Here is a 14373-nt window from a genome sequence, read left to right on the forward strand (position 1 = left end):
TCCAGGTGCCGTCTCCTGGCGGGGTCAGTGCGCGATGCGGACCGGTCAGTCCGCGATGCGGACCGCGCCCGCCCACGGGCGGCGGGAGATCGACGCCAGGCGCACGACGTCGCCGGTCTGCGGCGCGTGCACCATCATGCCGCCGCCCACGTAGATGCCGACGTGGTGCAGGTCGCTGTAGAAGAACACCAGGTCACCGGGGCGCAGCTCCTCGCGGGAGATGCGGGTGCCGGCCGTCCACTGGTCGCCGGTGTAGTGCGGCAGCGAGATGCCGACCCGCTGGTAGGCCGCCATGACCAGGCCGGAGCAGTCGTAGGAGCTGGGACCCTCGGCGCCCCACACGTACGGCTTGAGCTGCTGGGTCAGCGCCCACCTGGCCGCCTCGGCCGCCTTGCCGGAGCCGGCGATCGGCAGGCTGACCCGCACCGCGCGGGTGCCCGGCCGCCCGGCCTCGCCGATGGCCCGCTGGAACAGGTCGCTCTCGACCTTCTTGACCAGCTTGGTGATCTTGTCGCGCCGGGCGTCCAGGTCCTCGACGATCTCGGTGACCTTGTCGATGCGGGTCTTCGCCTCGGACTGCGCCTTCTCGGCCAGTTCCCTGGCGCGGGTGACCTGGTTGACCTCCTCGCCCTGCTGCTGCTCCAGCGCGTAGCTGGTCGCGGCGCGGTCGAGGAAGAGCTCGGGGTCGTCGGAGGCGGCGAAGGCGAGGGCGCGGCTGAAGCCGCCCATCATGTACTCGCTCTGGGCGAGCATGCCCGCCCGCTGGCGTTTGGTGGCGAGATCGGCCTCACTGGACGCCAGCGTCTTCTTGGCGGCGTCGACGGCCTTCTGGGCGTCCCTGAGCTTCACCCGCTGGCCGTTGAACTGCTCGCTGAGCGTCTCGATCTCCGTGTGGAGCTTCTCGGCCTGCTCCGACAGCTGCTTGAGCGACGGCTTCGGATCGGCGGCTGCGGAACCGAGAGGCGTGACGGTGAACGTCACCGCGGCCACGGCTGCCGTCAGGACGACCAGCCGCTTCCTGATGCCTGGTTCGGGAGGGCGGGCATGCTTGCCCGCGGGCTTCCCCTCACGGTTACGCGTGCGCTTCACCAACCAGCTCCTCTCGTGGCCGCCTACCGGGTTAGCTGACGGGTTCGGGCCGGAGCAGCCCTACCGAGCCGTGGCTCGGATTCACCCCGGGATGGCCTGCGGCCACTGGCGGGTCCCCGGCTCCCCAGGGGAGGGGATTAGGCGTGCCGCCGCGCGTAAGAACGCGGGTGACATCGACGCTGGACACTAGTGCACTCCAGGTTCGTGCTCAACCAGAACTGCCAAGTCGGTTGAGGTTTCACAACCGAAGTGTCACGGGGGGATCACGTGCTCCGCCGTACAGGAGCGACTTTATGCGCACTTTGCGGGTGCATGGGACGTACGTGAGGTTCGGCGTCACCGGAGGAGTCATTGCTCGTCACCGGCTATTCGCCTGGTGGTTGAGGGGGCGACGGCTGTCGTCGGGCATGCTCGTCCACTGGATGAGATGGTTGAGGAAGTAGGACGATAAATAGGGGGCAGCCGTAATTGCGTCTGTACTCTGAAGTGCCATGGAACAGGTCGCCGAACGGGCGGTACCCGACATCGAGGTCGTCGTGCGACGAGCTCGCACGCCGGACGTCCGGACGATCAGGCGCCTGGTCGACACCTATGCCGGAGCCGGGCCCCGCCTGCTGGAAAAAGCCACGGTCACTCTTTACGAGGACGTCCAGGAGTTCTGGGTGGCCGAGCGTGACGGGCAGGTCGTCGGATGCGGTGCCCTGCACGTGTTGTGGGAGGACCTCGCCGAGATTCGCACCGTGGCCGTCGACCCCGACGCCCGCGGTCTCGGGGTCGGGGGCCAAATCGTTACCGCTTTGATCGGAACGGCCCGGGAACTCGGGCTGCGGCGGGTGTTCTGCCTGACATTCGCGGTGGATTTCTTCGCCGCGCATGGGTTCCGCCCGATCCAGGGCACGCCGGTATCTCCCGAGGTCTATGCCGAGCTGCTCGCCTCCTATGACGAGGGCGTAGCCGAGTTCCTCGACTTGGAGCACGTCAAGCCCAACACCCTGGGCAACACCAGGATGCTGCTCCACCTGCCGTCGTTTGACTCGGACCTCGACCAAAGGGAAAGGTGATTGTAGATACCTATGTCGATACGTTGGGCAGCGAAGGCATGTGTCCTGACATGTGCCACATGCACACTCGAAGCGAGGTGACACGGTGAGCACCGGACAGCCGCCGTATCCACAGGACGACCCCGGCGACAACTCCGGGACTCCCGAATACGGACAGCACAACGCGGGCCACGCACAGGGCGAGCCCGACCCGGATGTGACCGTCGTGGGTTACCGCCAAGACGGCGACCCCTACGGCCAGCAGGGATACGGACAGCAGTCCGGCTCCCAGCCGGGTTACGGTCAGCAGCCCCAGTACGGCCAGCAGCAGGGATACGGCCAGCAGCAGCCTCAGTACGGCCAGCAGCCCGGCTCGCAGCCGGGTTACGGCCAGCAGCCTGGTTACGGCCAGCAGGCCCAGCAGCAGCCCGAGTACGGCCAGCAGCCGGGCTCCCAGCCCGGTTACGGCCAGCAGCAGCCCGGCTACGGCCAGCAGCCTGGTTACGGCCAGCAGGCCCAGTCGCAGCCCGGCTACGGCCAGCAGCAGCCCGAATATGGCCAGCAGCCTGGTTACGGCCAGCAGCCGGGTTCCCAGCCCGGCTACGGCCAGCAGCCCGGTTACGGTCAGCAGCAGCCCGGCTATGGCCAGCAGCAGCCTCAATACGGCCAGCAGCCCGGCTCGCAGCCTGGCTACGGCCAGCAGCAGCCCGGCTACGGCCAGCAGGCCCCGTCCGGGCAGCAGTACGCCCAGCCGGGCTACGGTCAGCAGGGTTACGGTCAGCAACAGCAGCCGCAGGGCTACGGCCAGCAGGGTTTCCAGCCCGGCTACGGCCAGGCCTACGGTAAGCCGGTGGGCGTCCAGCCGCCAGGCGCGCCCGCGCCGCTGGCCGAGTGGTGGCAGCGGCTGGTCGCCCGAATCATCGACGGTGTGCTCTTCGGCATCGTCTACTGGGTGATCTCCCTGATCATGGCCGGCATCTTCCTGGCGACGTACAGCTCGCTCGACGGTTCCCGCACGGGCTTCTTCGGTCCGGTGCTCGTCGGTCTCATCGCGGGTGTGCTGATCGGGGCGGTCTACATCGCCTACGAGCTGATCATGACCAAGATGAACGGGCAGACGCTCGGCAAGATCGTCATGGGCATCAAGATCGTCCCGGTCGGCGGCGCCATGCCGCCCGGCGGGCTGTCCACTGACGTCGCGATGAAGCGGGCCGGCGTGACGTGGGGCGGATACCTGATCTCGGGCATCCCGTTCCTCGGCTGGCTCGGCTACATCTTCGTCGCGCTGAACGGCGCCTCGCAGCTGTGGGACAAGCCGCTGCAGCAGACGTTCGCCGACAAGGTCGCGCGTACCGTGGTGGTCAAGATCAAGTAGTGGTCGTGTCATGGATTCAGGGGTCACCGCCCGGTGGCCCCTGTTTCATGTGGCGCCGTGCCGTACCAGAATGAGGGGACAGCCGATCTAAAGGCCGTCGAGAGGTTGAGGCTATGGCCGCGCCCGCCCAACGCGCAGTGACCGCCGAATGGTGGGAACGGCTGGTCGCGCGCCTCATTGAGGCCCTGGTCTTCGGCGTGTTCTATTACATTCTGTTCATCGGGCTGTGGACACTCTTCCGGTCTGTAGGGCTGCTGGAGGTCTTCGAGGGCCGCTGGCCGGAGGTCATCGCCTGGTTCGGCGCCGGCCTCGTCTATACGGTCTACGACTGGGTGTCGCATTCCACGGGCGGCCGCACCTTCGGGCAGGCGATCATGCGGATTCGCGTGATTCAGGCGGACGGCGCCGTTGTCACCTCCCATGGGCTGCTGAAACGTTCGCTGCTGTATCCGGGGCCGACCATGTTGATGGGCATTCCGGTGCTCGATCTGGGGGCCGCGGTGATCGCCTTCGGCGTGGGGATGCTCATCCTCATCGACCGTCCCCAGCTGCGTGGTCCACATGACCGGCTGGCGGGAACACGGGTGGTCAAAGACCTGCGCGAGCCGGGGCAGGCGGGATAGCCCAAAAAATTTCCCTTGATCCGGTAAGGAGCCTGGAGAGACTGGCATTAGGCTGTCAGTCGCCCAGGTCACCCCCTTGTCGGCGACCTGTCACACGGGTGGCATCCGCGTGGCGCTATGGTCGGGCGTCGGCGGTTGTCCGCCACACGGCCCCCACGCGCGGCGCCGCGCCCGAGGCGTTCAGCCGGCTCCTGGGAAATCTGTCGCCGTGGAAACCCCGATCGGCGCGCGGGCCGAGGACGAATGGAAGGCCTTACGGAAGCATTGGCGGCCGCCGTGGCACCGGCTGGAGTCACCGGTTCCTTCGACTTTGGCGTGCGCTGAAGGCGTCCCGCGACCCTCACCGGCCGGCGGCCAAACCGCCAGGATCGGGTCGAGAACCACAACTGATCCGCGAGTCAGCCGAATCCGTGTCTCGCTGAATTGTCTTAGCGCCTTTCCGGGTATATGTTTGGGCAGGCGAATGAAACAATGCTCCGGGAAAGGATTGCGTAGATGGCCAAGCAGATCCAGGAGATTCTCATCGATGACCTCGATGGGGGCGAGGCCAATGAGACGGTCAGCTTCGCTATTGACGGCGCTTCGTATGAGATTGACCTCAGTGACGTTAACGCCAAGAAGCTGAGGGATGCGCTCTCGCCTTTCGTGCAGCACGCTCGGCGCGGCGGTGCCGTCTCCACGCGTCGTCGGGGTCGTGGCGGGCAGCGCGCGATGACCCGCGAGAAGAGCTCCGAGATCAGGCAGTGGGCCAAGGCTCACGGCCTGCCCGTCAGCGAGCGCGGCCGAATCGCCTCCACCGTGGTGGAGAAGTACGAAGCCGCGCACTAACCGCTGTCGCGATCGACCATGCGCTTATGACAGTTGCCTAGAACCCCGGCGACTGCCATAAGCGCATGATCGTTTTTTAGGGCGGTCTTTGTCCTGGTTTGCGCGTCTCGCATCGTGGACCTGGGGGCCCATTGTGCCGCATTTGGTACCCGGGATTCCTGACGATTTCGCTCCGCCGTACCGTGCGAGTACTCACTCCCCGCAGCCGGATTTGCCGATGCACTCGCGGTTTACGCGTCCTTGATTCCTGAATGCCGATCAGTGCGGAGTCGCTGGCTGATCGCATGCCAACCGCTTGCCGGGAGGCCATAGGATGTCAAGTACGGCTTACGGATGTGTCCGGCGCCTCGTCGTGGCGGTCCGTACGCGTGGCGGGCGGTAATTTCCCGGCCCTCCGCCGAGGGCGTCCTAAACCTCGTTCGCTTGCGGCGTATCGGGAACACACCACCCCCGAACGGTAGTTGGATGGAGGGTGAACGCCCTGCTCTCGGGGAACGTCTCTGCTATAGAGCGTGTCAGCGGCAGTGGGCACGGTTCGCCGAGCCAGGGCTAGCATGCGGGATGACGGGACCGGACTAAACCGGCCTGACTGACCGCTCTGTGAGGAGCGACGAGATGTTCGAGAGGTTCACCGACCGAGCGAGGCGGGTTGTCGTCTTGGCCCAAGAAGAGGCCAGGATGCTCAACCACAACTACATCGGCACTGAGCACATTCTTCTTGGTTTGATCCACGAAGGTGAGGGCGTTGCCGCCAAGGCTCTGGAGAGTCTCGGCATCAGCCTTGAGGGTGTGCGCCAGCAGGTCGAGGAGATCATCGGCCAGGGCCAGTCGGCTCCGTCGGGGCACATTCCTTTCACCCCGCGGGCCAAGAAGGTCCTCGAGCTGTCGCTCCGTGAGGCTTTGCAGCTGGGCCACAACTACATCGGAACCGAGCACATCCTGCTCGGTCTCATCCGCGAGGGTGAGGGTGTGGCAGCCCAGGTGCTGGTCAAGCTTGGAGCCGATCTCAACCGTGTCAGGCAGCAGGTGATCCAGCTGCTGCATGGCTATCAGGGCAAGGAACCGGCGGCCGCGGGCGGACCGCAGGAGTCGGCTCCGTCGACGTCCCTGGTGCTCGACCAGTTTGGCCGTAACCTGACCCAGGCCGCCCGTGAGGGCAAGCTGGATCCGGTCATCGGCCGCGAGAAAGAGATCGAGCGGGTCATGCAGGTCCTCTCCCGGAGGACCAAGAACAACCCCGTTCTCATCGGCGAGCCCGGCGTCGGCAAGACCGCCGTCGTCGAGGGGCTCTCCCAGAAGATCGTCAAGGGCGAGGTGCCCGAGACGCTGAAGGACAAGCAGCTCTACACGCTTGACCTCGGCGCTCTGGTCGCCGGCTCCCGCTACCGCGGTGACTTCGAAGAGCGCCTGAAGAAGGTGCTCAAGGAGATCCGCACGCGCGGCGACATCATTCTGTTCATCGACGAGCTGCACACGCTCGTGGGTGCGGGCGCCGCAGAGGGCGCGATCGACGCCGCCAGCATCCTCAAGCCGATGCTGGCCCGCGGTGAGCTGCAGACCATCGGTGCCACCACGCTCGACGAGTACCGCAAGTACCTCGAGAAGGACGCCGCGCTGGAGCGCCGCTTCCAGCCGATCCAGGTGGCCGAGCCCTCGCTCAGCCACACGATCGAGATCCTCAAGGGTCTGCGCGACCGCTACGAGGCGCACCACCGCGTGTCGATCACCGACGACGCGCTGGTCGCCGCGGCCCGCCTGGCCGACCGCTACATCAGCGACCGCTACCTGCCCGACAAGGCGATCGACCTCATCGACGAGGCCGGTTCCCGGATGCGCATCCGCCGGATGACCGCTCCGCCGGACCTGCGCGAGTACGACGAGAAGATCGCCAACGTCCGCCGCGACAAGGAGTCCGCGATCGACGCGCAGGACTTCGAGAAGGCGGCTGCCCTCCGCGACCAGGAGAAGCAGCTCCAGCTCAAGCGCGAGCGGCGGGAGAAGGAGTGGAAGGCCGGCGACATGGACGTCGTCGCCGAGGTCACCGAAGAGCTCATCGCGGAGGTCCTCGCCACGGCGACGGGCATCCCGATCTTCAAGCTGACCGAGGAGGAGTCGCAGCGCCTGCTCCGCATGGAGGACGAACTCCACAAGCGGATCATCGGCCAGGACGACGCCATCAAGGGTCTGTCCCGCTCCATCCGGCGCACCCGCGCCGGCCTGAAGGACCCCCGCCGCCCCGGTGGCTCGTTCATCTTCGCCGGCCCGTCCGGCGTCGGTAAGACCGAGCTGTCCAAGGCGCTGGCGGAGTTCCTGTTCGGCGACGAAGACGCGCTGATCATGCTGGACATGTCGGAGTTCATGGAGAAGCACACCGTCTCCAGGCTGTTCGGCTCCCCGCCCGGCTACGTCGGGTACGAGGAGGGCGGCCAGCTGACGGAGAAGGTGCGGCGCAAGCCGTTCTCCGTGGTCCTGTTCGACGAGATCGAGAAGGCCCACCCCGACATCTTCAACTCGCTGCTGCAGATCCTGGAAGACGGTCGCCTGACCGACGCCCAGGGCCGCGTGGTCGACTTCAAGAACACGGTCATCATCATGACCACCAACCTCGGCACCCGTGACATCTCCAAGGGCATCGGGGTCGGGTTCGCGAAGGCGAACGACGCGGAGTCCAACTACGACCGGATGAAGTCCAAGGTCCAGGAGGAGCTCAAGCAGCACTTCCGGCCCGAGTTCCTCAACCGTGTCGACGACATCGTGGTCTTCCACCAGCTCACGCCGAAGGAGATCATCAAGATCGTCGATCTGATGCTCGCCCAGGTGTCCGAGCGGCTGAAGGACCGGGACATGTCGCTGGACGTCTCCCAGGACGCCAAGCAGCTCCTGGCCGACCGCGGCTACGACCCCGTCATGGGGGCCCGGCCGCTGCGCCGTACCATCCAGCGTGAGCTGGAGGACTCGCTGTCGGAGAAGATCCTCTACGGCGAGCTGCGCGCGGGCCAGGTCATCAAGGTGACGATCGAGGGCGAAGGCGACAACGCCAAGTTCGTCTTCACCGGCGAGACGGCACCCACCGCGGTGCCCGACTCGGCGGCGGCGATCGCGGCGCCCATCCAGAACTGACCCGCTCAGTTTGATCGAGCCCCCTGCGGTTTTCCGCGGGGGGCTCTTTCGTGTGTTCCGCTCTCACGTCCTGTATCCGGTGCGGTGCCGCTCTCACGCCCTTGTATCCGTTGTGGTGCCGCTCTCATGCCCTTTTATCCGTTACGGCAAGCCTGGTCGGCCCCACCCGCCGTCGTGCCCGCACGGCCCTCCAGGGGCACGCTCCTCCGCCTCACCGCTCCCCGCCGTGACGCGCGCACAGTTGCCCAGGCTCCGTGGCCCAAGGCCACCACCTCCCAGACCAACCAACTTCCTAGGCCCGCCACCTTCCAGGCCACTACCGTCCAGGCCACTACCGTCCAGGCCACTACCGTCCGGGCTGCTACCGTCCGGGCTGCTACCGTCCAGGCCACTACCGTCCAGGCCACTACCGTCCAGGCCACTACCGTCCGGGCTGCTACCTTCCGGGCCGTCGCTTGCGAGGTCGCCGCTTTCAAGGCGTCTACACCTTGGCCGCCGGCGTCTGTGGCTGCCGCTACCCCGGGGGTGGGTGGTTGGGGTGGCGGGGGTTCTGGGGTGTTGGTGGGGGTTGGGGGGAAGGGTTTCGGCGGTGGGGTGGGGTGGCGGCAATGTTTCCGAATCGTTGGGCAGACGGGGTGTATCACCACGGCAGGTAGTACTACACTGCGTAGAGCATGAGGTCGCCAAGTCTCGTCCAAGTGCGCCACAAGAAGGTGCGCCTACCGTGAGGCTGCTCCCTGGGGAGTAGTGAGGAATCAACTCAGGGCGGACGCGTGGGTCACCCGGGAGCGGACATGCTCGGACAAGGGCCGCGCTATCCCGAGGCGGGCGACCGGAACAACACCAGTGCAAGCCGTGGAGGAAGCCGATGCGCCTGCGTCACGACGACGGAACGCTCGTTCACCTGGCCTACAACGCAGGCGTGCACCCCGCGGAAGACCTCGAGAACCTGATCGCCCACCTGACCCGCTACGCCGTACCGGTGCGCAAGCGGCTCGGGGTGGAACGCATGGGGATCGGGCTGTGGCTGTCGCCCGCCGTGGCCGACCATCTGACGGCTGACCGCATCGAGCTGGTACGCCTGCGCCGTTCCCTGGAGGAACGCGGACTCGAGGTCGTCAGCCTCAACGGGACGGGTGGCCGCAACCAGGAGGTTCCCGGCCCCGACTGGGCCAAGCCCGAGCGCTACCGCTACACGATGGCCCTGGCCAAGATCCTGGCGTTCCTGTTGCCGGAGGATGTGCGGTTCGGGAGCATCTCCACGATTCCGATCGGGTGGCGGCGCGACTGGCCGTCCGATCTGCACACGATCGCCACCAAGCGGCTGGAACGGCTGGCGCGCGAGCTGCGCGGCATCTACAGCGTCACCGGCAAGACCATCCGGGTCGGCTTCGAGCCGTGGCCCGGGTGCGTACTGGAGACGACCGAGCAGGCGCTGGAACGGGTCTGCGGCATCGACTCCGAGCACCTCGGCGTCTGCCTGGACGCCTGTCACCTGGCCTGCGGCGCCGAGGAGCCCGGCGAGGCACTGCGCGGCCTGGCCGCCGCCGGTGCCCCCGTGGTCAAGCTGGGCCATGTGCACAACCACACCGACGAGAACCCGAGCACCGGCGCCGTACTCCACGACACGCTGACGGCGATGCTGTCCGGGGCGGTCAACGGCACGGCGCACATCGAGGTCGAGACCCACAACCTCATCGTCCCCGGCCGCGCCAAGGGTCCCGGCGCCCTGGTCTCCCTCCTCGCCGAGGAGCTCGACTGGGCCCGTACCAACCTCACCAGCCTCGGTCTCCAGCTGGCCGCCTAGTCCCCTTCGGGGGTGCGCCGCCTCGGTGGTGGCCCTGTCGGGCGTGAAGGGCTGGGCGGGGGCCACGCCTCGGTGTGGTGCGGGCGGGGGCGTGGCTCCACGCGTCCGGCGGGCGCGCACCGGGGGTCACGCCGTGGGGATCTGATCCGCAGCGCGTGCAGGCGCCTTCGGGGGGCTTGGCGAGGTGTGTCACATGTGGCGCCGTAGGGCCTGGGTTCGCGCGTCACAGGCCGCCGAACCAGCCCGGGATGTCCAGGCGGAAGAAGTCCGGTGGCGTCATCGTGCGCAGGTCCTGTTCGAGGGCGTGTAGCCGGTCCTCGCCAAGGGTGCGGGACCAGGCGCGCCGCAGGTCGTCGAAGATGGCGGCGGACTTCATCAGCGCGTCCACCCCGTACGGGGTCAGCTTGACGATCTTCCGGCGGGAGTCGGCCGGGTCGGTGCTGCGTTCCACGTAGCCGAGGCGTTCCAGGGTGTCGATGGTCTTTCCGGCGGCCTGTTTGGAGACGCCGAGGGTGCGGCCGAGTTCCACGGCGGTGGTGCCGTGGGGGCCGACGGCCTGCATGACGAAGCCGTGCATGGGGCGGACGTCAGGGTGGCCCTGGCGGGCGAGTTCGGCGTGCAGCTCGTCGATGATCATGCGGAACGCCATGAACAGACGCAGCGGCAACTCGAAGCCCGGGGGCTCGCTTGACATGATAGACAACCTCGTTTACCTTATGGACAACTTGGTTGTCTATTTTACATGAGGAGAGCGCCATGACAGTAGTTCGCAACGCCGACGCCCGCGTGACCGAGACTCCCGGAGGCGTCATGACCACCCTGGCCTCGCCCACGCAGGGTGGCGCGAGCCGCTCCCTGTGGCGGGTGGAAGTGAAGCCGGGTGGCCAGGGGCCGCTGCACGACTTCGACGTCGAGCAGGTGTGGACCTGGATCACCGGGAGCGCCACGGTGTCGCTGGGTGAGGAGACGTTCGCGGTGGCGGCCGGTGACACCGTGATCATGCCCGCGCGTACGGCCCGCCAAATCGTGGCCGACGGTGCCGAGGGCTACACCGCCGTGGTGACCGCACCGGGCGACGCCCACGCCTTCGGGGCCGACGGCAAGGAGTTCGGTACCCCGGCCTGGATCGCCTGACCCTGCCGGAAGGCCGCCCGGCGTGATGGGCGGCCTTCACGCCTTCCGGCTCGCACGGGGACGGTCGCCGGCCACGGGTCGTGTGGTGCAGGGTCCGGGGGGCCGGGGCGCGCGGGTGCCCGGGGTGCGTGGCGCCGGGTCCGGGCCGGGATGCGTGGGTGCCCGGGGTGCGTGGTGCCGGGTGCGGGCCGGGATGCGTGGGTGCCGGGGTGCGTGATGCCGGGTCCGGGCCGGGATGCGTGGGTCAGGTGGGGAGCTGGTAGGTGCCGTCGTCCAGGTGCTCGGCCAGGCCGTCGGTGATGAGGCCGTCCAGGGCGCGTTCGCGTTGGACGTGGTCGTCCCAGACCACGTCCAGGGCCGACTTCGGCACGGGGCCGTGGGCGGCACGGAGTACGGCCAGGAGGCGGCCGCGGCATTGGCGGTCGGTACCGGCGTACGTCTGGCCCTTGCGGGCCGGGCCGTCGTGGGCCGGTTTGCCCGTCAGGCGCCACGTGCACAGGTCGGAGATCGGGCAGTCGGCGCATTTGGGGCTGCGGGCCGTACAGACCAAGGCGCCCAGTTCCATGACGGCCACGCCCCAGCGGGGCGCGCCCAGGGCGGGCAGGAGGGCTTCGGCGAGGCGGCGCTCGGCGGCGGAGGTGGCGGTCGGCGGGTACTCGTCGCCGCGCACCGCGCGCGCGAACACGCGGCGCACGTTGGTGTCCAGGACGGCGTGACGGCCACCGAAGGCGAAGCTGGCCACGGCGGCGGCGGTGTACTCGCCGATGCCGGGAAGGGCCAGCAACGTCGCGTGGTCGGAGGGGACCTCGCCGCCATGCTCGTCCGCGATGGCCTTGGCACACGCGTGCAGGCGCAGCGCGCGGCGCGGGTAGCCGAGGCGGCCCCAGTGGCGCACGGCCTCGCCCGGCGGTTCGACGGCCAGAGACTTCGGAGTGGGCCAGCGTTCCATCCACTCGTGCCAGATCGGCAGCACCCGGATGACCGGTGTCTGCTGCAGCATGATCTCGCTCACCAGCACACCCCACGGCGTCGCGTCATCGGCGCGCCAGGGGAGGTCTCGGGCGTTGTCGGCGTACCACTCCAGAACGGGGGTGTGTAGGAGGATCGGCTCGATCACCCGCCTTAGCGTACGCGGAAAGGACCGCCGACGGCGTGTCGTCACCCTCGGTGGCCACAGAATTACCATGCTGTGCGTATGGATTCGGATGCGATGCGTGGCGATGGCGGCGACGTCTACTGGCGTCGGCGCATGAGCGTGCTGGTCGGCGTGCTGGTGGTGGTCGCCGTCGTGGCGTGGGCCTGCTCCAGCGGCTCCAGCGGTCCCCAGCGGACCTCCAGCGCAGAGACCGCGACGAGCAGCGGTCCGCCCGCGGCCGATCCGCTTCTGGCCGGCTTGCGTACCCTCGCTCTCGGTACGGCCAGCCCAAGCCCCACCCCGTCCCCCACCAAGAACCCCGCCACCACGGCCCCGGCCAAGGTGAAACGCCCCGGGGCGCCGTGCGAGGAGAGCGACCTGGTCCTCAACCTGCAGGGCAGGCAGGACGTGTACGGCGCCGGCGCCATGCCCAACCTGATGGCCACACTCGTCAACACCGGCCAGGTCATGTGCACGACCGACGTGGGGCCGCGGGCCATGGAGATCCGCATCACGTCCGGCGAGGACCGCATCTGGTCGACGGCCGACTGCGTGAGCGGGGAGTCGGGGACGGCGCAGAAGCTGGAGCGGGGGATCCCGTTCGTGCGCACGGTGGACTGGGACCGCAAACGCTCCCGCACCGAGTGCACGGCCAACGGCCCCACCGCCCTCCCCGGCACGTACGTGGCAGTGGCCCGCCTGGGCAAACTCAAGAGCCCCCTGGTCGTCTTCCACCTCCGGTAACCTCTGCCCACCAACCCGCGGCAGACCAGGCGGACACGACCCGAGGCCGCGGTCAGAAGCCGGATGCCCCCGAGGCAGAGGTCGGGAAGCTGGGGAGGCGTCGGGTTGCCCGGGGAACCCGGGAGGCGCCGGGGCGGTGGGGAGGGGGTCGGTGGTAATCCGGCGCCTTGGACGGCGGCCGGCCGGGCCATCCCGCGTGTCCAGGGCGGAGTTGTAGCGGCGAGTACCCCGTGAGCCCTCACGACCATCGCTCGACGGGCGCTCGCGGAGGGCGGCGGGGCGGGGTGGTGGGCTTGCCGTAACAGAAAATACGCGCGCGGCGAGGGGGCCAGACGCACAGGGAGAAGAAACACGCGGGGAGAAGAGACGCGCAGGGAAGGCGCGGGCAGCTACACGTAGCGCTCGAGGATGCTGGACTCGGCGAGACGGGAGAGGCCCTCGCGGACGCTGCGGGCGCGGGACTCGCCGACGCCGCCCACGGCTTGGAGGTCGTCGATGCTGGCCGCCAGGAGTTTCTGCAGGCCGCCGAAGTGGTCCACCAGGCGGTCGACGACCGTGGCGGGCAGGCGGGGGACCTTGGCGAGCAGGCGGAAGCCGCGCGGGCTGACGGGGCTGTCGAGGGTTTCGTTGCCGCTGTGGCCCAGGACGTGGGCGACGGCGGACAGGTCGAGGAGTTCGCTGCCGGTGAGGTTGTCGAGGGAGTGGAGCGATTCGGCGAAGTTGCGGTGGCGGCGGCCGGCCGGGGCGGGGAGGTAGTCGCGGACCACCAGTTCGCGTTCTGAGTCGACTCCGGCCACCAGCTCATCCAGTTGCAGGGACAGCAGGCGGCCGTCGGTGCCGAGTTCGACCACGTAGCCCTTGATCTCGTCGCTGATGCGGCGGACCATCTCCAGCCGCTGCGCGACCGCGGCCACGTCGCGGACGGTCACCAGGTCTTCGATCTCCAGCGCCGACAGGGTGCCGGAGACCTCGTCGAGGCGGTGTTTGTAGCGTTCGAGCGTGGCCAGCGCCTGGTTGGCGCGCGACAGGATGGCGGCCGACTCCTCCAGGACGTAGCGGATGCCGTCGAGGTAGAGGGCGATGATCCGCATGGACTTGCTGATCGCGATGATCGGCAGGCCGGTCTGGCGGGCCACGCGCTGGGCGGTGCGGTGGCGGGTGCCGGACTCGTCGGTGGGGATGGAGGGGTCGGGCACGAGGTGGACGGCGGCGCGGACGATCTTGTCCTCGTCGTGGTGGACCACGATCGCGCCGTCCATCTTGGCCAGTTCGCGCAGGCGGGTGGGCGAGAACTCGACGTCGAGCAGGAACCCGCCGCTGCACAGGTCTTCGACGGAATCGTTGTAGCCCAGCACGATCAGGCCGCCGGTCTGCCCGCGCAGGATCCGCTCCAGGCCGTCGCGTAGCTGTGTGCCCGGCGCCACTGCGGCCAGGGCTTCGCGACGGCGGTCGTCAAGACTCCTGTCGTTTGGCACCTG

At 68.3% G+C, this 14373-nt stretch carries 13 protein-coding genes and 1 riboswitch; of the genes, 8 read left to right on the forward strand and 5 right to left on the reverse strand.

Translation table 11 applies throughout. The features are described 5' to 3' along the window. Positions 1–45 precede the first annotated feature (45 nt). Positions 46–1089, reverse strand: coding sequence for an NlpC/P60 family protein (locus ACIBKY_RS44995; RefSeq protein ID WP_397107080.1), 1044 nt, complete (start codon positions 1087–1089; stop codon positions 46–48). A gap of 5 nt (positions 1090–1094) precedes the next feature. Next, positions 1095–1243: riboswitch (cyclic di-AMP (ydaO/yuaA leader) on the reverse strand. Positions 1244–1580: 337 nt separating this feature from the next. Here ACIBKY_RS44995 and ACIBKY_RS45000 point away from each other — a divergent pair. After that, on the forward strand, positions 1581–2150 hold the full coding sequence (locus tag ACIBKY_RS45000; RefSeq protein WP_397107082.1) for an amino-acid N-acetyltransferase: 570 nt from the start codon (positions 1581–1583) through the stop codon (positions 2148–2150). A 10-nt stretch (positions 2151–2160) separates the two neighbouring features. Here ACIBKY_RS45000 and ACIBKY_RS45005 read toward each other — a convergent pair whose 3' ends face one another. After that, complete coding sequence (locus ACIBKY_RS45005) at positions 2161–2913, reverse strand: hypothetical protein (RefSeq protein ID WP_397107084.1); 753 nt, start codon at positions 2911–2913, stop codon at positions 2161–2163. Positions 2914–2979: 66 nt separating this feature from the next. Between ACIBKY_RS45005 and ACIBKY_RS45010 the strand changes: the two genes are divergently transcribed. The 5 genes from ACIBKY_RS45010 (at position 2980) to ACIBKY_RS45030 (ending at position 9882) form a co-directional block, all read left to right on the forward strand. Further along, on the forward strand, positions 2980–3504 hold the full coding sequence (locus ACIBKY_RS45010; RefSeq protein ID WP_397107086.1) for an RDD family protein: 525 nt from the start codon (positions 2980–2982) through the stop codon (positions 3502–3504). A gap of 113 nt (positions 3505–3617) precedes the next feature. Further along, entirely contained in the window at positions 3618–4127 is a 510-nt protein-coding gene (locus ACIBKY_RS45015) for an RDD family protein (RefSeq protein WP_397107087.1), read from the forward strand. A 495-nt stretch (positions 4128–4622) separates the two neighbouring features. Beyond that, on the forward strand, positions 4623–4955 hold the full coding sequence (locus ACIBKY_RS45020) for an Lsr2 family protein (RefSeq protein ID WP_184971356.1): 333 nt from the start codon (positions 4623–4625) through the stop codon (positions 4953–4955). Between the two features lie 615 nt (positions 4956–5570). Continuing rightward, positions 5571–8075 (forward strand): ATP-dependent Clp protease ATP-binding subunit, encoded by a 2505-nt coding sequence (locus tag ACIBKY_RS45025; RefSeq protein WP_397107089.1) that lies wholly within the window; start codon positions 5571–5573, stop codon positions 8073–8075. An 868-nt stretch (positions 8076–8943) separates the two neighbouring features. Beyond that, positions 8944–9882 (forward strand): TIM barrel protein, encoded by a 939-nt coding sequence (locus ACIBKY_RS45030; RefSeq protein WP_379611930.1) that lies wholly within the window; start codon positions 8944–8946, stop codon positions 9880–9882. A 223-nt stretch (positions 9883–10105) separates the two neighbouring features. On the opposite strand, the gene ACIBKY_RS45035 is transcribed toward ACIBKY_RS45030, so the two are convergent. Further along, positions 10106–10576, reverse strand: coding sequence for a MarR family winged helix-turn-helix transcriptional regulator (locus tag ACIBKY_RS45035; protein ID WP_397107091.1), 471 nt, complete (start codon positions 10574–10576; stop codon positions 10106–10108). A gap of 62 nt (positions 10577–10638) precedes the next feature. On the opposite strand from ACIBKY_RS45035, the gene ACIBKY_RS45040 reads away from it, so the two are divergent. Continuing rightward, positions 10639–11016: a cupin domain-containing protein gene (locus ACIBKY_RS45040; RefSeq protein ID WP_379611927.1), complete on the forward strand. Its 378-nt coding sequence runs from the start codon at positions 10639–10641 to the stop codon at positions 11014–11016. 244 nt (positions 11017–11260) lie between these two features. Here the strand turns inward: ACIBKY_RS45040 and ACIBKY_RS45045 are convergent, their stop codons facing one another. Continuing rightward, on the reverse strand, positions 11261–12016 hold the full coding sequence (locus tag ACIBKY_RS45045; protein ID WP_397107290.1) for an A/G-specific adenine glycosylase: 756 nt from the start codon (positions 12014–12016) through the stop codon (positions 11261–11263). 195 nt (positions 12017–12211) lie between these two features. On the opposite strand from ACIBKY_RS45045, the gene ACIBKY_RS45050 reads away from it, so the two are divergent. Beyond that, on the forward strand, positions 12212–12895 hold the full coding sequence (locus ACIBKY_RS45050; protein ID WP_397107093.1) for a hypothetical protein: 684 nt from the start codon (positions 12212–12214) through the stop codon (positions 12893–12895). 389 nt (positions 12896–13284) lie between these two features. Here the strand turns inward: ACIBKY_RS45050 and disA are convergent, their stop codons facing one another. Beyond that, positions 13285–14370 (reverse strand): DNA integrity scanning diadenylate cyclase DisA, encoded by a 1086-nt coding sequence (gene disA / locus ACIBKY_RS45055; RefSeq protein WP_184971346.1) that lies wholly within the window; start codon positions 14368–14370, stop codon positions 13285–13287. Between the last annotated feature and the right edge of the window lie 3 nt (positions 14371–14373).

Origin of the sequence: Nonomuraea sp. NPDC050394 (assembly GCF_044459065.1) — a bacterium.
Lineage (GTDB): Bacteria > Actinomycetota > Actinomycetes > Streptosporangiales > Streptosporangiaceae > Nonomuraea.